At 47.1% G+C, this 23,243-nt stretch carries 20 protein-coding genes; 9 read left to right on the top strand and 11 right to left on the bottom strand.

Annotated elements, in window-relative coordinates; translation table 11 throughout:
- Window positions 1-69: 69 nt before the first annotated feature.
- Window positions 70-1,986: a molecular chaperone DnaK gene (dnaK, locus tag ACLHG7_RS01845; RefSeq protein WP_410209381.1), complete on the bottom strand. Its 1,917-nt coding sequence runs from the start codon at window positions 1,984-1,986 to the stop codon at window positions 70-72.
- A gap of 236 nt (window positions 1,987-2,222) precedes the next feature.
- Window positions 2,223-2,756: a nucleotide exchange factor GrpE gene (grpE, locus tag ACLHG7_RS01850; RefSeq protein ID WP_410209382.1), complete on the bottom strand. Its 534-nt coding sequence runs from the start codon at window positions 2,754-2,756 to the stop codon at window positions 2,223-2,225.
- A gap of 297 nt (window positions 2,757-3,053) precedes the next feature.
- Between grpE and ACLHG7_RS01855 the strand changes: the two genes are divergently transcribed.
- Window positions 3,054-4,130: an alpha/beta hydrolase gene (locus tag ACLHG7_RS01855; RefSeq protein ID WP_410209383.1), complete on the top strand. Its 1,077-nt coding sequence runs from the start codon at window positions 3,054-3,056 to the stop codon at window positions 4,128-4,130.
- An 89-nt stretch (window positions 4,131-4,219) separates the two neighbouring features.
- Here ACLHG7_RS01855 and ACLHG7_RS01860 read toward each other — a convergent pair whose 3' ends face one another.
- From ACLHG7_RS01860 to ACLHG7_RS01870, 3 genes are read right to left on the bottom strand one after another with little or no spacing between them, the layout of a single operon-like run.
- A complete protein-coding gene (locus ACLHG7_RS01860; protein ID WP_410209384.1) occupies window positions 4,220-5,539 on the bottom strand; it encodes a c-type cytochrome in 1,320 nt (439 codons plus the stop codon).
- Between the two features lie 2 nt (window positions 5,540-5,541).
- A complete protein-coding gene (locus tag ACLHG7_RS01865; RefSeq protein ID WP_410209385.1) occupies window positions 5,542-7,152 on the bottom strand; it encodes a GMC family oxidoreductase in 1,611 nt (536 codons plus the stop codon).
- A 2-nt stretch (window positions 7,153-7,154) separates the two neighbouring features.
- Window positions 7,155-7,676: a sugar dehydrogenase complex small subunit gene (locus tag ACLHG7_RS01870; protein WP_410209386.1), complete on the bottom strand. Its 522-nt coding sequence runs from the start codon at window positions 7,674-7,676 to the stop codon at window positions 7,155-7,157.
- A gap of 303 nt (window positions 7,677-7,979) precedes the next feature.
- Here ACLHG7_RS01870 and ACLHG7_RS01875 point away from each other — a divergent pair, with 303 nt between their 5' ends.
- Complete coding sequence (locus tag ACLHG7_RS01875; protein WP_410209387.1) at window positions 7,980-9,293, top strand: carbohydrate porin; 1,314 nt, start codon at window positions 7,980-7,982, stop codon at window positions 9,291-9,293.
- A gap of 64 nt (window positions 9,294-9,357) precedes the next feature.
- Here the strand turns inward: ACLHG7_RS01875 and ACLHG7_RS01880 are convergent, their stop codons facing one another.
- From ACLHG7_RS01880 to ACLHG7_RS01895, 4 genes are all read right to left on the bottom strand, one after another.
- Window positions 9,358-10,983, bottom strand: a complete 1,626-nt coding sequence (locus ACLHG7_RS01880; protein ID WP_410209388.1) for an acyl-CoA synthetase — start codon at window positions 10,981-10,983, stop codon at window positions 9,358-9,360.
- A gap of 177 nt (window positions 10,984-11,160) precedes the next feature.
- A complete protein-coding gene (locus ACLHG7_RS01885) occupies window positions 11,161-11,745 on the bottom strand; it encodes an L-threonylcarbamoyladenylate synthase (protein WP_410209389.1) in 585 nt (194 codons plus the stop codon).
- Window positions 11,742-12,971, bottom strand: a complete 1,230-nt coding sequence (gene dprA / locus ACLHG7_RS01890; RefSeq protein ID WP_410209390.1) for a DNA-processing protein DprA — start codon at window positions 12,969-12,971, stop codon at window positions 11,742-11,744. The genes ACLHG7_RS01885 and dprA overlap by 4 nt, the downstream gene beginning before the upstream one ends.
- Window positions 12,972-13,012: 41 nt before the next feature.
- Complete coding sequence (locus ACLHG7_RS01895; RefSeq protein ID WP_410209391.1) at window positions 13,013-14,248, bottom strand: LysM peptidoglycan-binding domain-containing protein; 1,236 nt, start codon at window positions 14,246-14,248, stop codon at window positions 13,013-13,015.
- A 303-nt stretch (window positions 14,249-14,551) separates the two neighbouring features.
- Between ACLHG7_RS01895 and def the strand changes: the two genes are divergently transcribed.
- The 7 genes from def (at window position 14,552) to ACLHG7_RS01930 (ending at window position 21,078) form a co-directional block, all read left to right on the top strand.
- On the top strand, window positions 14,552-15,067 hold the full coding sequence (def, locus tag ACLHG7_RS01900) for a peptide deformylase (protein ID WP_410209392.1): 516 nt from the start codon (window positions 14,552-14,554) through the stop codon (window positions 15,065-15,067).
- 115 nt (window positions 15,068-15,182) lie between these two features.
- Window positions 15,183-15,617: a hypothetical protein gene (locus tag ACLHG7_RS01905; protein WP_410209393.1), complete on the top strand. Its 435-nt coding sequence runs from the start codon at window positions 15,183-15,185 to the stop codon at window positions 15,615-15,617.
- Between the two features lie 95 nt (window positions 15,618-15,712).
- On the top strand, window positions 15,713-16,357 hold the full coding sequence (gene can, locus ACLHG7_RS01910; RefSeq protein WP_410209394.1) for a carbonate dehydratase: 645 nt from the start codon (window positions 15,713-15,715) through the stop codon (window positions 16,355-16,357).
- A 295-nt stretch (window positions 16,358-16,652) separates the two neighbouring features.
- Window positions 16,653-17,822: a type III PLP-dependent enzyme gene (locus ACLHG7_RS01915; protein ID WP_410209395.1), complete on the top strand. Its 1,170-nt coding sequence runs from the start codon at window positions 16,653-16,655 to the stop codon at window positions 17,820-17,822.
- A gap of 174 nt (window positions 17,823-17,996) precedes the next feature.
- A complete protein-coding gene (locus ACLHG7_RS01920; protein ID WP_410209396.1) occupies window positions 17,997-18,632 on the top strand; it encodes an AAA family ATPase in 636 nt (211 codons plus the stop codon).
- A gap of 111 nt (window positions 18,633-18,743) precedes the next feature.
- The gene (locus ACLHG7_RS01925; protein WP_410209397.1) at window positions 18,744-19,271 is read left to right on the top strand and encodes a DUF4334 domain-containing protein; all 528 of its coding nucleotides are present in this window, start codon (window positions 18,744-18,746) and stop codon (window positions 19,269-19,271) included.
- Window positions 19,272-19,443: 172 nt separating this feature from the next.
- A complete protein-coding gene (locus ACLHG7_RS01930) occupies window positions 19,444-21,078 on the top strand; it encodes a GMC family oxidoreductase (RefSeq protein ID WP_410209398.1) in 1,635 nt (544 codons plus the stop codon).
- 66 nt (window positions 21,079-21,144) lie between these two features.
- Here ACLHG7_RS01930 and ACLHG7_RS01935 read toward each other — a convergent pair whose 3' ends face one another.
- Together ACLHG7_RS01935 and ACLHG7_RS01940 are read right to left on the bottom strand one after the other, a co-directional pair.
- A complete protein-coding gene (locus ACLHG7_RS01935) occupies window positions 21,145-22,029 on the bottom strand; it encodes a LysR family transcriptional regulator (protein ID WP_410209399.1) in 885 nt (294 codons plus the stop codon).
- Between the two features lie 13 nt (window positions 22,030-22,042).
- Window positions 22,043-23,188 carry an aminotransferase class I/II-fold pyridoxal phosphate-dependent enzyme gene (locus ACLHG7_RS01940; protein ID WP_410209400.1) on the bottom strand — a complete coding sequence of 382 codons (1,146 nt, stop codon included), beginning with the start codon at window positions 23,186-23,188 and terminating at the stop codon, window positions 22,043-22,045.
- Between the last annotated feature and the right edge of the window lie 55 nt (window positions 23,189-23,243).

Raw genomic sequence — 23,243 nt, forward strand, 5'->3', positions numbered from 1 at the left:
TAACCCGTATTTTCTACAATAAAAAAACGCCCCTCACGGAGCGTTTTTTTCAGTTAAAGAACTTAAGAATTACTTCTTGTCTTCTTTCACTTCAGTAAACTCAGCATCGACTACACCGTCATCATGCGCTTGGCCTGCTGGAGCCGCGCCTTCTTGTGGTTGTGCTGCTTCAGCTTCTTGATACACACGTTGCATCAATGGCATAGAGACGGCAGACAGCGCTTCGATTTTTGCTTTGATCGCATCGATATCATTGTCTTTGGTCGCTGCTTCAAGTTCATCGATTGCAGCATCGATTGCTTTTTTCTCATCTTCGGTAACTTTGTCACCCAAGTCTTTCACCGCTTTTTGAGTGCCGTGAACGAGTTGGTCTGCTTCGTTGCGTGATGCAGCCAGATCAACAAATTTCTTGTCTTCTTCTGCATTTGCTTCTGCGTCACGAATCATTTGTTGGATTTCTTCATCCGACAAACCTGAGTTGGCTTTGATCTGGATACTTTGCGCTTTGCCAGTACCTTTATCTTTTGCCGACACGTTCAAGATACCGTTCGCATCAATGTCGAAGGTCACTTCGATTTGTGGCAGACCGCGTGGTGCTGGTGGAATGTCGGTCAGATCGAAACGACCGAGTGACTTGTTCTGCGCAGCCATTTTACGTTCACCTTGGTAAACTTGAATGGTTACTGCAGGCTGGTTGTCATCCGCAGTCGAGAACACTTGTGATTTCTTGGTTGGAATCATGGTGTTCTTTTCAATGATCGGGGTCAATACACCGCCCATGGTTTCGATACCAAGGGTCAATGGGGTCACGTCAAGGAGCAACACGTCTTTCTTGTCACCTGACAGAACCGCACCTTGAATCGCAGCACCAATTGCCACCGCTTCATCAGGGTTCACGTCTTTACGTGGCTCTTTGCCGAAGAACTCTTTAACTTTGTCGATCACTTTCGGCATACGGGTTTGACCACCGACCAAAATCACGTCAGCGATGTCATTTGCAGAGAGGCCAGCATCTTTCAATGCAATTTTACATGGCTCAATGGTACGTGCGATCAGATCTTCAACCAAACCTTCCAGTTTTGCACGGGTGATGGTCACGACCAAATGTTTTGGACCGGTTGCATCAGCAGTGATGTAAGGCAAGTTGACTTCAGTGCTTTGTGCTGAAGAGAGTTCGATCTTGGCTTTCTCAGCAGCTTCTTTCAAACGTTGCAATGCGAGTGGATCATTTTTCAGATTCACGCCTTGCTCAGTTTTGAAAGTATCAACCAAGAAGTCGATCAGACGTAAGTCAAAGTCTTCACCACCAAGGAATGTATCACCGTTGGTTGCCAAAACTTCAAATTGTTGATCGCCATCAACATCCGCAATCTCAATGATCGATACGTCAAAAGTACCACCACCCAAGTCATAAATCGCGATTTTACGGTCGCCTTCACGCTTGTCCATACCGAATGCAAGTGCTGCAGCAGTAGGTTCGTTGATAATACGTTTAACATCCAGACCAGCAATTAGACCTGCGTCTTTAGTTGCTTGGCGCTGTGCGTCGTTGAAGTATGCTGGAACAGTAATAACCGCTTCAGTTACTGGCTCACCCAAGTACTCTTCTGCAGTTTTCTTCATCTTTTTCAAGATTTCAGCAGAAACTTGTTGTGGTGCCAATTTTTTACCATTGACATCTACCCATGCGTCGCCGTTTTCAGCTTGCACGATTTTGTATGGCACCATGCCGATATCTTTTTGAACCACGTCATCGCTATAACGACGACCAATCAAACGTTTGATCGCGAACAAGGTATTTTTTGGGTTGGTGACCGCTTGGCGCTTGGCGCTTTGACCCACCAGAATTTCTGAATCTTTGTATGCAACGATCGATGGCGTTGTACGTGCGCCTTCAACGTTATCAATAACTTTTACTTTGTCGCCTTCCATCACAGCGACACATGAGTTGGTTGTACCTAAGTCAATACCAATAATTCTACCCACGTTATTGCTCCTTCTCTAAAATTGTTTGGTTAACAATAGTTAGCCTGGCTAAACCATTGTTAAATTCATTTGTTTGGCAGCAGCGCTGCATGTGCTATTGAATATGCGTCTCTTGCATTCTTTTTCAAGGCTAATCAATAAATATTATTAAAAAATTGATCAACTTTAGAAACTTAAACCAATACGACCTGTCACACTTTTCTAGCAAAAACTGACGTTAATCAACACCTAAAACCTTACTGACCAACAGTGACCATCGCAGGGCGGAGTAATCGACCCGACAAGCTATAGCCTTTTTGCAATACATTTCCGACTTGGCCTTCAGGTGCATTTGGATCAATACCCACGGCTTGATGCTGATCAGCATTGAATGCTTGACCTGCTGGATCAATGACGCTGATATGGTGTTTTTCAAGGGTGGTTAACAACGCTTTATGGGTCAATTGCACGCCATCCAATAAACCTTGATTACTATCTGCAGGCGCAGCAGCGATAGCCCGCTCTAGGTTATCCACCACATCCAGCAAACTGCCAGCAAATTTCTCTAATGCATATTTCTTGGCATTATCGGTTTCGCGCTCGACACGCTTCTGGAAGTTATACATATCGGCATTGGCACGTGCCTGTACATCTTTGACTTGTGCTTCAAGTTCAGCAACCTTTGCAAGCAGTGCTTCAGGATCTTGCTGAACATTTGTATCTTCAACTGCAGCCTGTTCCGCTGCAACATCAACATCTACTATGCTTTCGGGAGTTTGTGACTGAGACATAACAAACCTCTTAAATAAAAAACTAAAATAATAAAAACAACGTAAGCGTGCGGTGCGAAGTGCCGTGCGCACGGTGTGATATGAAATCATGTCAAATGGGTTGGGTTTGATACGTATAATTCAAGGCAAATAATGCATAAATCATCAATTTTTACCCTAAAAACGAACGAAAATTGACTACAGCGTGCAAATTGTTTGTCAAAACCTATCAATCAAGCGCAATATACTGCCGCTTCATATTTGAAAAATTCAATGTCGGTGAGCAATGCACACCACCCAAAATTGCGGGAGAGCAAAGTGGCAAAACTAATCAATCAAGTTATCGCGCGTGCGGAAAAATTACAGGGCACCACCGCTCGACTGACCGCGCGATTGCCAGCATTTAGTCAACGTGCACTGGCAAAAGTCTTAGGTTTTGATAACCAGCACCCGACCCTCGATTCACATCTACAGATGCTTCTTGCCGTACGTAACCTAATCAACAATGCCGACTTGATTGGTCATAACCCAGAAAAAAGCCGCCGCCACTTCCGTAAAGAAATGGCCTCTATCGTTGGCACACCGACTCCAGTCGGCAGCACCAAAGACTTCACGATACCAAGCCGTAGCGGTGAGTTAAAGGTCCGCCACTATATCCCTGCCGGCAAAAATACTTCTCCACAACCCCTGTTGGTATTTTTCCACGGCGGTGGTTTCGTCGTCGGTGATCTTGATACCCATGACGAACCTTGTCGTTTGTTCTGTAAGGAAGCGAATGTCCATGTCTTGAGCATTGACTATCGATTGGCACCAGAACACCCAGCCCCAGCCGCGATTGAAGACTGTGTGGATGCTTTAAAATGGGCTTATGAACACGCCAAAGAATTAGGCGTCGATGCCACGAAAATCGGCGTAGGCGGTGACAGTGCTGGCGGTAATATTTCAACCGTCGTCAATCAGGAAACCGTAGGCAAACCCTATGCACCTGCTGCTCAGCTCCTGATTTATCCAGTGGTGGACTTGCTCCACCACTATCCAAGCCACGACACCTATGGGGCAGGTTTATTTCTATCCCGCACAGATATGGATAATGCAAAAGAGTCTTATCTCAGAAACAGCAAATATAGTTTAAAAGATGCGCTGGTCACGCCAATGGCTGGTCATCTGGCGGGACTTGCACCTGCACTTTTGATCACCGCTGAACTCGATACCTTACGTGATGAAGGTGAAATGTACGCGGTCAGATTGAACGAAGCCGGCTCTCACTGTGTCGCCCATCGTATTGAAGGTCAAGGGCATGGCTTTATCAATATCACTTCAATTAATAAAGCCGCCTATCAAGCGACTGTGAAAATGGCTAAAGATTTCCGTGCATTATTGGATGGCAAAATTTAATCCCCCGTACCTTCGTATCAGTAAACCGTAGATGTAAAAAAAGCCCAATCATATGATTGGGCTTTTTAATTAAACGCTACTTCAAACTTTTACTCCAAGCTTCTCAGTTTCTTCACATCCTTTTCCGTCGCCTGTTTTGCATTAGGATTGCCAAATTGCTTGGTCAGATAATTGGTCAGCGATGCAACCTGCGCATCGGACAAATCATTTTTAAAGGCAGGCATACCGATATCATCTTGTGTATTGGTCTTGCGCTGTAATCCATGCAAGATGATCTGAATCAGATTATTCGGATTGGATGCACCGACTGTCGTGTTATGCACCAGTGATGGGTAATAATGATCGAGTGTCCCCAAACCATTCGCCTGATGGCAACTGGCACAGGCCCCCAAATAAATACTGGCAGGATCACTCACGACTTTCAAAGCCACGCCGCGAAGTGCGACATCATCTTTATTCGCAATTCCCCAAGCGTAGCGTGGTCGAGTACTACCATCACCCACGGCAGGGACGCTATGAATATATGTCGCAATCGCAGCAATATCGGCATCTGACAATTTAGAAAAACTATGCTCGACAGCTTCTCCCATCGGGCCGCCTGCTTGAGCGATATTCGGGACATTCCCCGTTTGCAGATATTGGGTCAGCTGTGGATGTGTCCAGCCTCCAACACCAGCATTGGTATCCCCAGTGATATTGGGTGCATCCCAACCCGCAAGGATTGAACCGGTGAGAAAGTCATGCCCTGTCTCATCCATGGCTTTTTCTTGCATGAATAGACCGCGCGGCGTATGACAAGTTCCGCAATGCGCTAAACCTTGAACCAGATACGCACCCCGATTCCACTCAGGGCTTTGGTTGGTTTTAACCTCATAGGATTTGGTCGGCGCAAACAATACGTTCCAAAACTGTACAGGCCAGCGAATGCTAAACGGCCAAGGAATCGTACTCTTCGGAATAGCCTGATTGACCGCTGGCACGCCGTATTTAAAGTAAGCGTACAAGGCCTTAGCATCATCATCTGTGATCTTGGCGTAAGACGCATACGGCATCGCAGGATAAAGACGCTTACCATCTTTCCCCACCCCATACCGCAAAGCGCGATCAAACTCAGCCAGAGTCCAGTTGCCAATCCCAGTTTTTGGATCAGGGGTGATATTACTGGAATAAATATTGCCAAGCATTGGAATAGGCATCTTTAAGCCACCCGCAAAGGGCTGACCTTTGGCGGTACTATGACAGGCCACACAGTCACCTGCCACAGCCAAGTAAGCCCCGCGTTGAACCAAGGCAGAATCATTAGGAACGTCACCAGTGAGAGGACTGGCTTTGGCAGTGAGTAGCACCACAGCAATCACCACCAACCCTAGAATGACCAAGAAAAAGATGTACGTCAGAATTTTCTTCATGATCAGACCTCCTGCTTGATGGTATCAGCAATACGGATCGCAAGCGCCGCGATGGTCAAGGTGACATTCACCGTCCCAACACTCGCCATGGTCGAGCTACTGGAAATAAACAGATTCGGGTGATCATGGGTACGGCATTGCCCATCTACCACAGAATCTTTAGGATCACTCCCCATAATGGTCGCGCCGGTAATATGATTATTCGGCTGAAATTCATCATTGAATTTGACTTCGGTACCACCCATCACTTTGGCCGCCGTCGCATAAAACTCACGTGTTTTAGCCGCGCCTTTTTTGACGTAATCATCAATCTGGTAATAGATTTCTGGATGCGGAATCCCGAGCGAGTCCTTCTCAGTTTTACTCGGCACCAGTCGATTGGCAGGATTGGGCAGAATTTCGTGAAAGGCATCAAACTCTACAAATCGCGCGGCGCGATCGCGGATACGGGCATCTAGTTCAGCAGGTTTCAATAGTTTGCCTTGCTCAAAGGCAAACTGTGCTTCCTGTTGAATCCTATTCATATTGGACATATGAATCTTCTTGGCGGACTCCTGCGAGCGAAAAGCACCGTCACGGTATCCGATCAGAGAAGTCATCTCTTGTGGACCACGCCCCGGCCAGAGCTCCTGATTCGCATAGAAGGAAACACCCGTCCCCGGATGATCCATCAGGTTGCGTCCGACCATATCCGAGCTATTCGCTACACCATTCGGGAAGTCGTGGCTGGTAGAGATCAAGAGTAGTTTCGGGGTTTCAATGCCATTGGCCGCAACCACAAAATATTTACCTTCGACACGATGCTCACCACCTTGTGGGTCTTTATACAACGCTGCCACAATCTTATTTTTCGCACCAACTTCAAGTTTATAAACCACCGCTTCTGCGATCAGCTTTGCGCCAGCCTGTTCGGCTTTTTCCGCATGGACGATACCGCTGTACATCGCCCCAATCGGACAGATCGGCATACAGTTATTGTTGCCACAGCATGTTGGACGACCATCATAAGGTCGGCTATTGCGAGCTACTGGTTCCACCACGATGTTATAGGCAGGATCGTGGCTATTTAAAATATCCATCGCCGTTTTTTCATTGTACGACAGCGGTAAAGGTGCCATCGGATAAGGCTTTGAGCGCGGGGAACCATAGTCATAGTCCTGACGTCCCCACACCCCCAGTTCAACTTCGGCTTGATAATAATATGGCTCGATGTCTTCATATTGAATCGGCCAATCGCGCCCGACCCCATAAACACTCTTTTCTTTAAAATCATTCGGCATGAAGCGCCAAGCAGAACCAGCCCAATGCCATGTTGTACCACCGACAATCCTTAAGTATTGCTGATAAAACGGATCGGGACCTTTTTGAATCAGGTAGTTGTTCGGAGGGTCATATTCAGGATGAGGCGCTGCGGGGTGGGAGGGATAGCATTGGGTATTATCATATTTATTGGGTTGATTACGGAATCGCTCGACCGTCTGCCAGCGCGGCACACGCGGTCCCGCTTCAAGCAAAATCACAGATTTCCCTGCTTGTGCCAGCCTGTGCGCGACCAAGGAACCACCCACCCCAGAACCAATCACCACCACATCCGCTTGTAAAGTATCACTCATGATTAGACACTCCGTGTGGCTGGTTTTTCAGCCCAAAAGCCGGGTTTATTAGGACAATAACTGCGAATCACCAGTATGTCGCTTGCAACAGTGAACATCAGTGCTTGCTCATAAGTGATCACTTGTTTGTTGACCGTACCGAGATACCATGCTTCCAGGATTTGTAGGGCAAGCTCTTGTTGTGCAGCATCGAGCGTACCGCCAGCAAGTGCGGCACTTAAAGGCTGGAGCTGACTTTGGAAACTTAGGTTATTCTGCGTGAATGCAGTGAGAAAGCGCTGACCGACTTCTGGATCAAGCTGTTGCCGTTCCGTTAGTGCTTTGGAGAGTGTCATAAAAGCGCTCAATCCGTCGGTATTGATAGACTCGGCGAGGGACTGAAGCGTCACCGAACCTGATAAACCACCCACAACCAGCAACAATGTCGCTTGTAACCACTGTCGTCGATTCAGCTTCGGCTCAAGGGATGGAGAGGCAATGTCGTGAGCGTTTTCTACGTCTCCAGAAGCATCGAGTTTTTTCATCTGGGTATCCTTTTTCACAATGGCGGTTAGCTTGTTATGTTTGAGAACCGTTGAACAAAATCTCCACTTACAAATAACCATAAAAGATAATCAGAATCTACAAAAGGTTTGTAATAAATTAAATATGAAAAATACAAACGAAACAGCACAATGATAACCATTCTTATTAAGAACATTAATGCTCAATAATATCGCCACAACCACTACTTATTATGATATTAATAATCGGAACAGCCCTAATCACGCGTATAAAAATTTCAATCAAACGTCGTTATTAATCCATTTGAAATATTGGAGTCCGCCATGAAATCATCCTTCACTCTTTTGGCGACCATCGTAGGGCTATTGACGGCAACAGCCCATGCACAGGATATCAAGCTTGCGGATGATATTCAGACCCGCCCCTATTTATTAGGCGACTGGGGTGGATATCGGTCGCACCTCGCCGAGGAAGGTGTCCAATTCAACCTTGGCTACACCAGTGAAGTCGCCCATAATTTCAGCGGGGGGAAACAGCATGACACCCGCTACACCGATCAGTTTGCCTTAGGTACCACCCTTGATCTCAATCGGTTATTGGGCTGGAATGGCGGGACATTTCAACTCACCTACTCGCATCGTAATGGCCGTAACTTAAGCGGCGATGCTGATCTCGGGACACTACAACAAGTGCAGGAAGTCTATGGTCGCGGGCAGACATGGCGTCTGACTCAATTCTGGCTGAATCAAGATTTTATGGATGGGTTAGTTCAGTGGAAAATCGGCCGTGTCACCGTCGGTGAGGATTTTGCCAACTTCTCGTGTGACTTTCAAAATCTCACTTTTTGTGGCTCGCAGCCCGGCAATATCGTTGGCAGCTATTGGCTCAACTGGCCCGTCAGCCAATGGGGCTCACGTCTGAAAGTTAAAACCACACCGGACACTTATATTCAACTCGGCGTCTATCAAGTGAACCCTACCTACGCAAGTGACGATTATGCGGTAAAAGATGGCTGGAAACTGGATAATCCCGATGGCACTAAAGGAGCTCTTATTCCTTTGGAGTTTGGCTGGCTCCCTAAAGTGAATCAGCTTTCCGGCAGCTACAAACTTGGTTTTTGGTATAACAATGCTGGCGGTCCTGATCTTTATCTCAATCAAGCCGATCAGCCACTTGGGCTCAATGGTGGGGACACATTACAGCGCGATAGCCGCTCAGGCGCTTATATTAACTTTTCCCAGCAAGTGACGGGGAAATCAGAAAATGAGGGTGCAACAATCTTTTTGAATGCTACGGCAGCAGATCGTGAGACCTCCGCAAATGACCATCAGATCGCACTAGGCTTAGAATATAAAGCACCATTTAATCGAGTCGATGATATGGTGGGCGCAGCACTCGGCGCAACGCATATTAATGGCCGACAAACCGCTTATCAGCAGGAATATAATACGACTCATCTAAATACAGGCGCAGATGTAGGACGTGGTTATGAATATGCAACAGAGTTCTTTTATAGCTGGGCACCGCTTCATTCCGTCGCATTTAGACCTAATTTACAATATGTTATAAATCCAGGTGGTATTGCTGATAATAAAAATGTATTTGTGCTGGGTTTAAAAACGATTATCACCTTATAAGGTGATCTATCTTGGTATATTACTTTACGGATTATCATCATTTTAAAATGACGGACTCATGCATTTAGACTTCTTGCTTGAGTCGATCACGTAAAATAAATTTCTGTAGTTTCCCTGTCGATGTTTTTGGAATTTCTCCGAACTCATAACGCTTGGGCACCTTAAAACGTGCAAGATGTGCATAGCAATGCTCACGGATCGCATCGACACTCAAGGAACTTCCTTGCTTTAACTCAATAAAGGCGCAAGGCACCTCGCCCCATTTGTCATCATCCATCGCAACCACTGCTGCAGCAAGTACTGCTGGATGGCGATACAGAGCTTCTTCGACTTCAAGTGACGAGATGTTCTCACCGCCTGAAATGATCACGTCTTTTGCACGATCTTTAATCTTGGCATAGCCATCTGGCTGGCATACCGCTAAATCCCCAGAATGGAACCATCCACCTGAGAATGCCTCTGCCGTGGCTGCGGGATTCTTCAAGTAACCTTTCATGACGAGATTACCCCGAAACATGATTTCGCCCATGGTTTCTCCATCGGCTGGCACAGGATGTAACTCTGGATCTAAAACGGTCATCGCCTCCTGAAGTGGCGAGTTGAATCCCTGCCTGCCATGTTTATCCGCTTGCTCGGCTATCGGTAAATCATCCCAGCCCGGCTGAGCAGCGCAGAGTGCGGATGGGCCGTAAGTTTCAGTCAAACCATAAGTATGCGTAATCCCGAACCCAAGTTCTCGCATCCCCGCAATAATGGCTGCTGGCGGTGCAGCTCCGGCAATCATCGCCTCTACAGGATGCTCTATGTGGACTCGGTCTTCAGGGCGCGTATTAATCAGCATCGTATGCACGGTCGGCGCACCACAAAAATAACCGACCTGATGAGTTTTAATTAGTTTAAAAATCAAGATGGGCTCAACCTTGCGCAAGCAGATACTTGTGCCACCATTCGCCGCAATACTCCATGGAAAGCACCAGCCATTGCAATGAAACAGCGGCAAAGTCCAAAGAAACACAGCGCGCGCGGGCATACTCCATGCCACAATATTTCCTACCGCGTTCAAGTAAGCCCCGCGATGATGTGAGACGACCCCTTTAGGATTGCCCGTTGTACCCGAGGTATAATTGAGGCTTATGGCTTGCCACTCATCCTCAGGCAATTGCCATGCGAACTCAGAATCACCATGTTCAACCAGCGCTTCGTATTCATCGGAATCAGTGTCTATCAGTCCTGAAATAGCAACCGCAGGATCTGCAACACTGATCACCCAGATATCTCGCTTGATCAACTTAAGGGCATCCAAAGCCAGCCCTGCAAACTCAGGGTCGACCAGAAGCACTTTGCTGTCAGCATGTTCTAAAATAAACGCGACGGTTTGACTATCCAAACGGGTATTGATGGTATTTAAAACGGCGCCCGTCATAGGGACGGCAAAGTGCAACTCCAACATGGCAGGCACATTGGGGAGCAAACAAGAAACCGTATCGTTATGCCCGACTCCACGGGCCGCCAGCTGACTTGCAAACTGACGACAGCGTTGGTAGGTGGCGGCCCAAGTGATGCGCCGCTCACCATAGACGATGGCTGCTTGATCCGCATAAACCCGCGCAGCGCGGGGTAAAAAACTTAAAGGAGAAAGTGCCACAAAATTAGCGGGAGTCTTGGGAAAGTCATCGTAGGGGTGCGTCATAACACGGTCCTGTTTTTTTACTTCGTACTTCAAAAAAATCCATTTTCAACAAACTTATTCCATATCCACGATGGCATAAGTTGCGGCTAAAGCATGACTCACTTTTAACCGCAGACTGTAGGTGTTTTTTTATAATGTGTTGAACATCATGTAGAGATTAAGCTCAGCAGTAAAGACTTAACCACGCAATACTTCGCCCGTAATCGCATCACGAATCACGCTCGGCTGGGTCGCCCCATCCGTTTCACCATCCAGAATAAAAACGTGTTGATTGAAATACTGCTGAACCATGGCGGCATCCAAAGCCGCAGGCTCACCACTCGGATTAGCGCTGGTCGATACAATCGGGTGACCAAAAGCCCGACATAAATCACGGGTTTGAACATGGCGCGTCACACGAACCGCCACACGATCATGCGCACCACTGATCCAGATCGGCACATCGTCTGTCAACGGCACCAGCCAAGTCGTAGCACGGGATTCACGGTCAAGCCAGCTTTCGATCACGACTTTACGCTGTTCACCCGTGAGTTTCTCCAAAAAAGGATTCACTTGAGCTTCGTCTGCTGCGACAAGAATCAATCCTTTGCTGACAGGTCGATCCTTTAACTTTAGAAGCGCCAGCACCGCAGTTTCATTCCACGGGTCGCAGCCTATGCCCCATACAGATTCTGTGGGATAAGCAATGACTTCCCCCTGCTCTAAAGCAGAAACAGCAGATGCGATGGCTGATGCAGAAGTGATTGCAGAATGATTTGTCATACTCGGCACCGTTGATAAAGACCATTGACTTGGACGACTTGCCCCATCAGTTCAAGCTCCATCAGAAAACCTGACAGGGTTGCAACATCAATTCCTGAACTGTCCACTAAACTATCGATACTTTGACCCTGCCAATCTAAATGAGCCATCAGCGGTTGTAAATGAACATCAAGTGGCTGAGCAGGTTCAACGGGTTGCGCTACAGCCGACTCAAGCGAGCTTGATAACAGTGGATTTCGCGATAGATTTAAATCTTCTAGAATATCAGCCACACTCGTGACCAGTCGTGCGCCATCACGAATCAGTTGATGACAGCCAGCTGCTTGTTCATTGGCGATATGACCTGGGATGACCAAGACATCGCGCCCCTGCTCTGCTGCCAGCCGTGCGGTGATCAGGGAGCCACTTTTTAATGCGGCTTCAACGACCAAGACTCCCAGTGAGAGTCCACTGACAATTCGATTGCGTCTCGGGAAATGGTGCGCCAGTGGTTCTGTTTTTGGCGTAAATTCAGAAAGAATTAGTCCGCCCTCAGCCACAATCTGATTGAGAAGCGACTGATGCGCTGAAGGGTAACAAAGATCAATCCCTGTCCCCAGTACTGCAATCGTTCTGCCGCCGCCAGCTGCCAGTGCACCGCGATGACAATCCGCATCAACACCATGGGCCAGACCGCTCGTAATCCAAATCCCAGACTGTGCAAGCTCACACGCAAAATCAAATGCAATCTTGCGTGCAGAGGGTGATGGCTTACGTGTACCCACCAGTGCCAATTGGGGTTGGTTTAAGCAACCAATATTGCCTTGGTAAAATAAAAATGGCGGGGGGTCAGTAATCGTCGCCAAAAGCTTCGGGTATTCAGGCATTTGCTCATAGAGCAAATGATAGTCACCTTGTTCTATGGCTCGAACGGCCTGATTATATTGCTGACGAATCGCACCGTTTATCTTCCAATCAGATAAACGCTTTAAATGCGAGGCATGGACAGAAAGCGCCTTCCAATCACTTGCAGGTGCGGCCAATGCTTGCTCAGCCGTGTGAAAATGGGCAATGAGACCACGCCAGGTCACGATAGAATGGTTGACCACATACCACAAAGCCAGCTCATAGAGCCAGCTTTGGGATGAATGCGAGAAATTGATCTCAGTCTGTAGATTGGACAGGTTGTGCGTAGAAATAAGCTTTTTTCCGTAAAGTGCAGTCGTTGTAAACTTCAGCCACGGCAAAGTCTACAACGTTCAAGTTTCTAATCAGTTTTGCGACTCGCTTAGTCGCCTGTCGATACAGGTGGACGCAGCTCATCGCCGGTCTTAATCGGACCACTCGCTTCAAGTACGATAGCATAGCTCAGTTTATTAAATGTACGAAAAACCATGGCAAGACCTGAACGTTCACTCGGTAAGCGGACGAGCTGACCATCATGTGAATCCTGTACCAATGCGCCGCGGCGATAAATTGCAAACACTTGGCCCACCGCAACACCTTCACGGTCACCACGATTCAGCGCAATCGTGCTGTTAACCGCAGCGGTGTCTATACCATCCATAACCCGAATTAAACGTCCAGGAGCAATATTTTCAGAATTGGTTGGATAGAAAACACCAGGCTCGTTACTTTCTGGCTCTGGTAAAACTTTATCATCGGCACGGACTTCTTGCTGAACACTTTCAGTCAATTCAACCGTTGAAACATCGTTATTCAAGCCTGTTGCAGTACCGCGAGCAATTAAACGTGCCTCATAGCCCAATATTTCTTTGGTCTCTGGATCCACATAGGCATCCCCTGCACGATAGATACCATAACTGTCACCCACTACAAGATTACCACCGCGTACATAGACAGTATCACCACGGCCAGCAACGACATGACGATCTTTGGTTGCAAGGATATAAGGTGCTTTTTTCAGCGTATTTGCACTGACCACATTGGCATTAATCAACCAACCTTTGATCGCATTTAAAGGCACTGCAGGCACGGCAACATTTAAGGGATCAATATGGATCTTCGGCTGTAACTTAACAGTATTCAGATCGTCTTCAGGCGAACCATTCATGCGACGCTCTACGCCCACACAACCATCGCCCATGTCCACGCCAACCACTTTATGTCCTTTGATCACGCACAGAATCAAACGGTCACCTGGATAGATCCAATGTGGGTTTTTCACTTGAGGATTGACCGCCCAGATTTCTTTCCAGCGCCACGCATCTTTTAGATACTTGCCAGAAATATCCCATAGGGTATCGCCTTTTTTGACAATATAGGTATCAGGTGCATCAGCACGTACGCTCGGTACTGGATTGTTCTTAGCAGAAGCCAGCATCGGCATGCCTAGACCTAAGGTCAATGCTAAGACGATTTTTGTCAGTCGGCTTTTGGTTATAAAAGTCGAACCGGATAGCAGTGTTTGTGTGTGATAAGATGCTGGGCCAGCAAGAGGTGTAACTTGTGTAGATAAACCTTGTATAGAATCCTGCGCACATGCAGATGTAAACACGCTCATTATCATTTCCCTATAAAATAGATCGCACGTTCAGGCTATACTGCCTGTCAGTCCCCTGTCAGTATTTACAATAAGCGTTTATACATCTTAAGTCTAGTGTGCATACACGGTTAATTGCAGATCAGGACAGAATTTTTTCGTTTCATCTGAGAGACACGTCACACAATCAATCCTTCGCATAAACTCTGCGAAGTTTTCACCAAAATGTACATTTCATCTAGCGTGGGAAAGCGCTAAAATATCGCAATATTATAGATAGCACATTAACTTGCCGTTATCACCGCAAGAGGAACACAATTCATCATGGCACTACTCCCTATTTTACATTTTCCTGATCCTAGGCTAAGGACTAAGGCAAAGCCCATTCTTGAGGTGACCGATCAAATCCGTACCCTCGCAGCAGACATGCTGGAGACGATGTACGCTGCACCAGGAGTTGGTTTGGCTGCGACTCAGGTGAATCATCACATTGAGCTAATCGTCATCGACGTCTCTGAGACTAAAGATCAGCCAATGGTTTTCATCAATGCCAAAATCACACCGCTGACTGAAGAACTGGTGCCTTACGAAGAAGGCTGCCTATCGGTACCGGAAATCACGGATAGTGTGAACCGCCCTGCCCGTATCCGTATTGAAGCCATCGATCTTGACGGTAAAGCCGTCAAGATCGATGCAGATGGTTTACTTGCCGTATGTATCCAACATGAAATGGATCATTTAAGCGGTAAACTGTTTGTAGACTACTTATCTCCGCTTAAGCGCCAACGCATCAAAGACAAACTGGTTAAACGTGAACGTGAAAAAGTGCGTGTGCGCTAATCCAACCTTGCCAGTAATCCATCCGATAGAACGGTTACGTTGTCATTTAGAGTCGTGTATGATCAACATATACGCTTAAAAACAAGAGCCTATCCGTTTATAAGGAAGATTGACGATGGACCACGATGCCATAATAACTGACCCCAAAGAGAAACTTGCTCGCCAAAGAGAAGCCTATATCCGCCAGCGAATGCGTCAGATTAAAGTCTGGAACATGGTGGGTTGGTTGTTTTGGGTGTTCCTTGCAGTGATCTGTTATTGGTTGTATCAGCAAAAACCTTTGTACCTAAACCCGTCGCTATTGGCGAACCAAGTACAAGTGGGCAAGATGCCCAGTAACGAGATGGCACAACTTGCAGCTTTGGGTGGACTCTTGTTTTGGGCATTCATTGCGTTATTGGCTGGGTTTATCTTTCAAATCTACACAGCCATGTACAGTGAGCGCAAATTGATACGTCTCTTTTCTGCGCTTCATACCGATGATCTCAAACAATATGAACCCCGTGTAGAAATCAGTGATGTCGCGTCGCCAAATGACTCACAATCTTAATGGTCATTGATGACTAAAATCTCGTATCATAGAGACTGTCGTCATCCATCAGATTCATTTTATTCAGCCTTTTCATTTATTGAGTTTTAGTTGTCATGCCTTTAGATAACTTATTAGACAGTAACCGTGTTTGGGCTTCCGATACCGTCGCCCGTGACCCTGAATTCTTTAGTCGTCTCGTCAATCAGCAAACCCCAAAATATTTGTGGATTGGCTGCTCCGATAGCCGAGTCCCAGCCACTGAACTGGTGGGACTGGCACCCGGTGAAATGTTTGTTCACCGTAATGTTGCAAATCAGGTAATTTGTACCGACTTTAACTGCCTATCCGTCCTGCAATTTGCCGTGGATGTTTTAAAGGTGGAGCACATTATTATTGTCGGTCATTATGGCTGCGGCGGTATTCAAGCTGCACTGGCCAATACTCGCTTGGGACTCATCGATAATTGGCTGCAGCATATTCAAGACACCGCACGCAAATACGCAGAAGTGCTGGCTGCATTACCTGAATCTGAGCGCGTATCTCGACTTTGCGAACTCAACGTCCGTGAACAAGTCTTGAGTGTCGGGCAAACCACGATTGTTGAAGACGCATGGGCCCGCGGGCAAAAACTTGAAGTCCATGGCTGGGTGTATAGCCTAGAAAATGGCTTGCTGCAGGATCTCAAACTCACGTTGACTCATCCCGAACAGCTCGAAGCAGCCAACTTGGAAGCACGTCGTTTGGCTGCACCCGACTAATGTGACCGAAGTAACAACACCTGTCACATTCCTACATTAAACTGACCTAAAAATAGTAGCATGAACCCCGATCAACGGGATTTGTGCGCTGTTCGTCAATTAATGTTTTAGATTGTCGATTTTTTAGCAAATTGACATACAGTTATGCTTGAATCTCATCGTCTATAACTATATCTTTGGCGAACTTAGCAAGACCTGCAAAACGGTGCTATTTACACCATAGCAAACGTGCAGCAAAAAGGTGTTTCTGAGCCATCCTCAGGACTATTTTTTCATTTTATTGAGTTGATCCACCATGAACCTGAATAACTATTGCTCCCCCGCCGAGTGGACCAAAATTCAAGAGTTTTCCCAAGGTAAAGAAACGCCTTTTTTGGTGGTCGACTTGGAAATTATTCGTCAAAAATACAAAGAGCTCACCACCTGCTTCCCAAGTGCAAAAGTGCACTATGCGCTGAAAGCCAACCCAGGTGCACCCGTTGTTAAATTGCTGAATGAACTCGGTTCAAGTTTTGATATCGCCTCAATTTTTGAATTAAACCGTGTCCTTGAGTGCGGTGTGACTCCTGATCGCATTTCTTATGGCAACACCATCAAGAAAGCTGCACATGTAAAATATGCCTATGAAAAAGGCGTGCGCTTGTTCGTCACCGACTCGAAAAACGATCTGCAAAGCATCGCGGACAATGCACCGGGTTCTAAAGTATTCGTACGTATTTTGGTAGAAGGCGGCGAAACTGCTGAATGGCCACTTTCGCGTAAATTCGGCTGTCACCCAGACATGGCTCTCGACCTGCTGGTCCAAGCCAAATTGCTCGGCCTGATTCCTTACGGTATTTCATTCCACGTGGGCAGTCAGCAAAAAGACATCGCGGTTTGGGATGCGGCACTGTCTAAAGTAAAATACATGTTTGACTGGATGAAGTACGAAGAAAACGTCACCCTAAAAATGATTAACATGGGCGGTGGTTTCCCTGCTAACTATATCTCTGAGGTTAACCCGATTCAGACCTATGCAGAAGAAATTGCGCGTTACTTGCATGACGACCATGGTGATGAAGTGCCAGAAATCATTCTGGAACCAGGTCGCTCACTCGTTGGTGAGTCAGGTGTACTCGTTTCTGAAGTAGTCTTGATCTCTCGCAAATCACGTACTGACTTGAAACGTTGGGTCTACCTCGATGTTGGTCTGTTCCAAGGGTTGATCGAAACACTGGGTGAATCGATTAAATACCCGATCTACACGCCAAAAATGGAAGACAAAGAGAAAGAAGGCGGCGTTGTGCTCGCAGGCCCAACTTGTGACTCAACTGACATCATGTATGAAAACGTCGACTACCAATTGCCATTGAATCTGGCTGTCGGTGACAAAATCTACTGGTTGACCACAGGTGCCTACACCAACTCGTACTCATCTGTTGAATTTAATGGCTTCCCACCTCTTGCAACCTACTACTTAGACTAATCCTCTACTAGAAAGTGTGTTGCCTAAAGATCAGACAGTGCGTTTAAACGGCTGTCTGATTTTTTTTATACAAAAACCCTGCGTACAAATTGACAAAACAGCCATTACGCTTGAGCCAAACTTTGTTATGCTCAGGTTTTGCCCTGCTGTAAAAGCACTTGAATGGACGCACTGATGAAGACAATTTTAATCGCTAATCAAAAAGGTGGCTGTGGCAAGACCATGACTGCCATTACCCTCGCCTCTGCCCTTGCAGCCCGTGGTGAGAAAGTTTCTCTGGCCGATGCCGACCCGCAAAAATCTTCCCTACAGTGGCTCAAGCGCAGACCTGAAAGTGCTCATCCAATTACCAGTCTGGATTGGCGTAACGACAAAAGTATCGGTGAAGTCCCCAAGCGTACTGATTGGCTCATCATTGATGCGCCCGGTGCTCTAAATGGCGACCATGCTGAGCAGTTAATCGCAGAAAGTCATGCGATCATTACACCGATCCAGCCGTCATTCTTTGATATCGACAGTACCCAGCGCTTTTTAAAGAATATCGACGACATCAAACGCGTACGTAAAGGAAAAGTCCAAATTCATCTACTGGCCAATCGCGTACGGGCGCAATCAGCAACCAACAAGCAACTGCAGGAGTTCTTTAAGTTACTGGGTCAAGATCCCATCGCATGGATCACTGAACGTAGTGCGTATCCACAGCTTGCAGGTCAAGGGCTAACCATTTTTGATCATCAACAAAAACTCTATCAAACTATGCAGGCTCAATGGCATCCAGTTCTTGCAACCATCAGTCACTCTTATGCCTGAGTGACTGATCTTCCCGATCTCAATGTCTCTTCTTGCCATAGATCAGTCGCGTCTTTTTCTCTATTTTGTTGCATGGATACCTTAACCCGTGCAACACCATAGAGTCTTCCCATGAATACATTTGAATCTTTGCGGAAAGGAACAACAACGGAGCAAGCTCTGGCACTCTATGACTCACTGGAGCCTGTTGATCTGAATTTTATGCTGGGTCGCTGGCATGGTTCAGGTTTTCCAACTCAGCATCGTATGGATGGCTTATTAGAAGCCTATGGCTGGTATGGTAAGGCGTTTCACGACAAAGACCAAGTCGATCCCATGCTCTTTAAAAACAGCGCTGATCAAATCATACGAATCAATCCTGAGCACATCCCGTTATGGCTACTCACATCTGACTTCCCAACCCCGAAGTCTGCACTGGCTGGACGTTTCTTTTCGGTGCTGATGCCCCTGTTAAAAACACAAAAGCCCAAAGCACACCTGCGTATGACCGAATTTCGTGGCAAAGTCTCTGCCACCATGATCTATAATGGTCACCCGATCCACGATGTCTTTCGTAAGGTCGATGACAATACACTCTTGGGCATCATGGATCTGATCGGTATGACCCAACCTTTCTTTTTTGTATTAGAAAAATATTGAAAAATATCACCTTTTTAAATTATGGATCGGTATGATTCAAGGACAAGATTTCACTCAAACTCTGGTTGAAGATGAAACTCGCTAATAACCAAACAAAATTCGCCACAAACCCTCTTTTGGCATAGCTTTTCAATATAATCAAGGGTACTAAACCCTCTATGGATAGAGCGATATGAACAACACTGATCACACAACAGCAGCGGCATCGCGGGATACTGAATACGACTATATCGTCATTGGAGGCGGTTCTGCAGGTAGTGTACTGGCAGGACGTTTGACCGAAGACCCAAGCTTATCGTTATGTCTTCTTGAAGCAGGCGGCGGCGGTAACAGCTGGATGGTGAATACACCTGTCGGCGCCGTAGTCATCATGCCGACTAAAATGAATAACTGGGCCCTCGAAACGGTCCCGCAATCAGGCTTGAATGGTCGCAAAGGCTATCAACCGCGTGGTAAATGCTTGGGTGGTTCTTCTGCAACCAATGCGATGGCTTATATCCGCGGTAACCGTAAAGACTATGATCAGTGGGCGGCTCTGGGAAATACAGGCTGGTCTTATGATGAAGTGCTGCCCTACTTTAAAAAAGCTGAAAATAACGAACGCATCCACAATGAATTTCACGGTCAAGGCGGCCCACTCAACGTCAGTGAACTGAGAACAGATAATCCCCTACAACAAACTTACCTTGCCGCAGCCCGTGAAGTCGGCTATCCACTCAATGACGATTTCAATGGTGCTGAGCAAGAAGGTTTAGGCATTTACCAAGTCACTCAGATCAATGGTGAACGCTGTAGTGCCGCCAAAGGCTATCTATTTCCACACATGGATAAACGCCCCAATCTGCACATAGAGATCAATGCCCTCGCCCAACGCATTATTTTTGAAAATGGTCGTGCCGTCGGCGTTGAATTTAAGCAAAATGGCATAAAGAAAACTATCCGAGCAACCCGAGAAGTCATCGTGTCAGCTGGTGCTTTTCAATCTCCACAACTGCTGATGGTTTCAGGAGTTGGCGATCGTGCTGAACTTGAAGCACAAGGGATTCCCGTGATTCACCACTTGCCAGGTGTGGGTAAAAATCTGCATGACCACCCTGACTTTGTCTTCGGCTACAAATCAAACAATACTCAAGATAGCTTTGGTCTCTCTGTTGCTGGTTCTTTCCGGGTGCTCGGTCAGATCCAGCAGTACCGCAAGAACCATACGGGTATGATCTCCAGTAACTTCGCAGAATGCGGCGGTTTTCTGAAGACTAAACCCAGTCTCGACATCCCCAATATTCAGCTCCACTTTGTCATTGCGCTCGTCGATAACCATGCCCGTACCATGCACTTGGGTCATGGTATTTCTTGCCATGTGTGTCTGCTCAATCCACGCAGCCGCGGTACGGTGAAACTCAGTGGTCCGACAATGGATGATCCGCTACTGATTGATCCTAACTTCCTCGGTGATCCTGCTGATGTTGAAGATATGGTCGATGGCTTTAAGATGACCAAGAAGCTGATGGATGCCAATGCGTTTAAAGACACCATCACCAAAGATCTCTTTACGGCCGATGTGAAAACCGATGATGACATTCGTGCCGTGCTGCGTGCACGGGTCGATACGGTCTACCATCCAGTGGGCAGCTGTAAAATGGGTACTGATGAGATGGCTGTGGTCAGTCCAACCCTCAAAGTCTATGGCGTTGCAGGCTTACGCGTGATTGATGCCTCGATCATGCCTGCGGTAGTCAATGGCAACACCAACGCCCCAACCATCATGATTGCCGAAAAAGCGGTCGATATGATTCGCGCAGGGCTCTAAAAGCCATCAGAAAAAAGCCTTCTTTCGAGAAGGCTTTTTTACTTCAAAAGAATACGATTTGTTTACTCAAGCCACATCCATAAATTTGCCAATCTCCGCCTGACAAAAATCTAAGTAAGCACGCACAACACTTGAGAGATACCGCCGCGATGGATAGAGCAAATTTAACTGTTGCTCAGGCATCGGATAGTCGATAAGCAAGGGTACAAGCTGCCTCGCTTGGATGGACTCTTTCGCAATAAAAGGCGGTAGCTCTGTTATCACATCGCCACTGAGTGCTACCTGATGTAAATGCTGATAGTTATTGGTCAGTAACGTCGATCGTGGCGTCAGTAAGTCGCCACCCAAGTTCCAGTGCAGCTCATCATCCATCTTAGACCAACCCGCACAAGGCAGTGATAAAATATCTTCCGGCGCCGTCGGCACACCATGCTTGGCAAGAAACGCAGGACTCGCCACCAGCACATGCCTGTAGCTCAGCAAGCGTCTTGCGATCATTTGTTCATGGACAACATCACCGACACGTAGTGCCACATCAATGCTATCGTTGGTTAAATTCATCCGCTGATCAGTACTAAAAATTTTGAGGTCGATAAGCGGGTAAGTCTGCTGAAAGGCTTGTAGTAGTGACCACCACGGCGTAAAACTAGGTGGGATAGACAACCGCAGTAGTCCTTGGATTTTCTTCTCATCGGCATGCAGTTGATGAATGCCATCGTGCAATGTTTCAACGCCTTGCACCGCATACTCAAAGAAACGTGAACCTTGCTCAGTGAGTTTTACCCCTTGTGATCCACGCTCAAATAAGCGGACTTGGAGTTGTTTCTCCAGTGCAATAATTCTGCGACTCAGCGTTGCCAGCGGGACATGTGTGCGCCGCGAGGCTTCAGATAAACTACCCGCTTGCACCGTCCTGACAAAAATCTCAATGGCATTGAAATCCAGAATCATGGCTCACATCCCTTTAAGGAAAAACAATTCTTGCTTGCTGTAAACACTCAATCAATCGATCAATATCTTCATCCAAATGCGCAGCAGAGAGCGTAATGCGTAGCCGACTGGTGCCCACTGGCACTGTGGGTGGACGGATGGCAACGGCCAATACCCCTTGCTTCTCCAACCATTTGGAGATCGCTAACGTCCGATCCGCCGCACCAATGATGATCGGTTGGATTGCCGTCTGACTATCCGTCAACTGCCAACCTTGCTCGATGAGTGCAGTACGTAGCCGTACGATATGTGCTACCAGCCTTGTACGGCGCCAACTTTCACTTTCACTTTCAATCACGTCCAGTGCCGCTAACGTCGCTGCCGCAAGCAAAGGGGGTGTTGCCGTGGTAAAACAGAATGTTCGAGCTCGGCTCTGCAAGAATTCAATGAGTTCGTCAGAACCCGCCACAAATGCACCAAAGGTACCGACCGCTTTGCCCAATGTCGCCATATAGACATCGACCTTTGGCAGCGGCGTAGCACGTACCGCAAAACCATGTGCATCATCAATCATCAGCGCCGCTTGATATTGATCGGCAAGTTGTCGAAGTGGCTCCAGTTGGGCTTCAGTGCCTTCCATACTAAAAACTTGATCAGTCGCAATGAGCTTTAAAGGCGAGGTATCACTTGCTAACCAATGTTCAAGTGCCGCCAAGTCCTGATGCGGATAACGACGATGCACAGCACCCGCTAAGCGGGCACCATCAATCAGTGAAGCATGATTCAGCTTATCCTGATAGACCGTGCTTTTGGGCGTCAAAAGCGCTTCCAGCACGCCCATATTCGCCATATAACCGGTAGAAAACAGCAAAGCACGCGGATAGCCACTCATCAAGGCCAATCGGCGCTCCAATTGCTCATGGAGTTCAGTATGACCCGTGATCAAATGTGCAGCGCCTGCACCAATGCCGTGTTGGTTAAGTGTCTCCACCACGGCATCGCGCAGGGCATAATGACCAGCAATGCCGAGATAATCATTGCTGGAAAAATTCAGGAACTCTTTACCATCTCGCCAGATACTCGGCGTGACCCCATGAGAGAGTGCACGCGGAGTACGCTTGAGAGACTGTGCTTGTAGACTAGCCAGTTGTTCAGAGAGATTAAAAGCATTGAGCGTCATATCAAGTTCTACAGGCTGATGAATACTGACTCAACAATCAATATGTGATCTTGAG

Origin of the sequence: Aquirhabdus sp. (assembly GCF_046462495.1) — a bacterium.
In the GTDB taxonomy this organism is placed as follows: domain Bacteria; phylum Pseudomonadota; class Gammaproteobacteria; order Pseudomonadales; family Moraxellaceae; genus Aquirhabdus.

Bases quoted from the DNA above. Each gene is read 5' to 3' on its own strand.
- grpE (WP_410209382.1), bottom strand. From the start codon at position 2,756: ATGTCTCAGTCACAAACTCCCGAAAGCATAGTAGATGTTGATGTTGCA.
- ACLHG7_RS01860 (WP_410209384.1), bottom strand. From the start codon at position 5,539: ATGAAGAAAATTCTGACGTACATCTTTTTCTTGGTCATTCTAGGGTTG.
- ACLHG7_RS01865 (WP_410209385.1), bottom strand. From the start codon at position 7,152: ATGAGTGATACTTTACAAGCGGATGTGGTGGTGATTGGTTCTGGGGTG.
- ACLHG7_RS01870 (WP_410209386.1), bottom strand. From the start codon at position 7,676: ATGAAAAAACTCGATGCTTCTGGAGACGTAGAAAACGCTCACGACATT.
- ACLHG7_RS01875 (WP_410209387.1), top strand. From the start codon at position 7,980: ATGAAATCATCCTTCACTCTTTTGGCGACCATCGTAGGGCTATTGACG.
- ACLHG7_RS01880 (WP_410209388.1), bottom strand. From the start codon at position 10,983: ATGACGCACCCCTACGATGACTTTCCCAAGACTCCCGCTAATTTTGTG.
- ACLHG7_RS01885 (WP_410209389.1), bottom strand. From the start codon at position 11,745: ATGACAAATCATTCTGCAATCACTTCTGCATCAGCCATCGCATCTGCT.
- ACLHG7_RS01895 (WP_410209391.1), bottom strand. From the start codon at position 14,248: ATGAGCGTGTTTACATCTGCATGTGCGCAGGATTCTATACAAGGTTTA.
- def (WP_410209392.1), top strand. From the start codon at position 14,552: ATGGCACTACTCCCTATTTTACATTTTCCTGATCCTAGGCTAAGGACT.
- ACLHG7_RS01905 (WP_410209393.1), top strand. From the start codon at position 15,183: ATGGACCACGATGCCATAATAACTGACCCCAAAGAGAAACTTGCTCGC.
- can (WP_410209394.1), top strand. From the start codon at position 15,713: ATGCCTTTAGATAACTTATTAGACAGTAACCGTGTTTGGGCTTCCGAT.
- ACLHG7_RS01915 (WP_410209395.1), top strand. From the start codon at position 16,653: ATGAACCTGAATAACTATTGCTCCCCCGCCGAGTGGACCAAAATTCAA.
- ACLHG7_RS01920 (WP_410209396.1), top strand. From the start codon at position 17,997: ATGAAGACAATTTTAATCGCTAATCAAAAAGGTGGCTGTGGCAAGACC.
- ACLHG7_RS01925 (WP_410209397.1), top strand. From the start codon at position 18,744: ATGAATACATTTGAATCTTTGCGGAAAGGAACAACAACGGAGCAAGCT.
- ACLHG7_RS01930 (WP_410209398.1), top strand. From the start codon at position 19,444: ATGAACAACACTGATCACACAACAGCAGCGGCATCGCGGGATACTGAA.
- ACLHG7_RS01935 (WP_410209399.1), bottom strand. From the start codon at position 22,029: ATGATTCTGGATTTCAATGCCATTGAGATTTTTGTCAGGACGGTGCAA.
- ACLHG7_RS01940 (WP_410209400.1), bottom strand. From the start codon at position 23,188: ATGACGCTCAATGCTTTTAATCTCTCTGAACAACTGGCTAGTCTACAA.